The following is a 1,062-nucleotide window of genomic DNA, read 5'->3' as shown; positions in this document are numbered from 1 at the left end:
CAGTTTGAGCGGCGTCGCCGCGGTCTGCGCGACGAACATCCGCCCGCCGCTGCGCAGCACGCCGTCGCGCTCCGAGCGGCTACCGGGCAGCATGCCGGGATTGTCGGCCAGGAAGACGATGGGCAAGTGGAACGAGTCGGCCACCGTGATGAAATGCGCCGCCTTGTCGGCGGCTGCGGCGTCGATGGAACCAGCCAGCACTTTGGGCTGGTTGGCCACCACCGCCACGGGGTGACCGCCGAGATGCGCCAACGCGCAGATGATCGCCGGGCCGAACTTCGGCTGAACCTCGAACCAGTCCGGGCGGTCGAAAACGACGTCCAAGACAGCGCGCATGTCGTAGACGCGGCGGTTATCGCGCGAGACGATCTCGAGCAGTTCCGGCGTCGGCCGCGGGGCAGCCGCGTCGTTGGCCGGCAGCGACGGCGGATACGACCACGCGCTGGGGGGAAAGTACGATAGGTAGCGGCGGATCGCGTCGAGCACCGCCCCGTCGTCGTCGGCGACGTTGTGAATCACCCCGCTGGGCAAGGCAACATCCGGTCCGCCGAGGTCTTCCTTCGAAATGTCTTCGCCCGTCGACTCTTTGACGACCGGCGGACCGGCGGTGAAGATCGCGCCCTGGCGGCTCATGATCCGGAAGTCGCACACCGGGGCGACCAGCGCCCCGTGACCGGCCGACGGCCCGAGCACCGCGGCGACGGTCGGCACCCGCCCCGAGCACCGGGCTTGGGCCAGCAGGTCGGTGGGCGTGCGCCCGTAGTGCGCACCGGTGGGACGGAAGCCCGCGCCCTCCAGCAGCATCACCAGCGGGATCTTGTCGCGCAGTGCGAGCTCGGCGATGCGGTAGCGCTTGGAATTGCTGCCGGGGGCGATGGTGCCGGCCATGGTGGTGAAGTCTTCGGCGCCCACCATTACCGGTGATCCGTTGATGCATCCCGAGCCGACGACGATCGCGTCGGAGGCGACCTCGCCGCCGACCAGCGTGCCCAGTTCACGGAAGGTGCCCGGGTCCAGCAGCCGTTCGACGCGTGCGCGGGCGTCGAGCTTGCCTTTGTCGCG

The 1,062-nt window shown here is 69.6% G+C and carries 1 pseudogene (running past one end of the window); it reads right to left on the bottom strand.

The window, feature by feature from the left end:
- Nucleotides 1-1,062: pseudogene (locus tag ACFE99_RS10725) on the bottom strand (acyl-CoA carboxylase subunit beta); its annotated part runs 117 nt beyond the window's last position; the annotation flags it as partial.

This window comes from uncultured Mycobacterium sp., from assembly GCF_964249325.1.
GTDB lineage: Bacteria > Actinomycetota > Actinomycetes > Mycobacteriales > Mycobacteriaceae > Mycobacterium.
The sequence above is the reverse complement of the archived record's forward strand: the minus strand, read 5'-3'. Positions and strand labels throughout refer to the sequence as shown.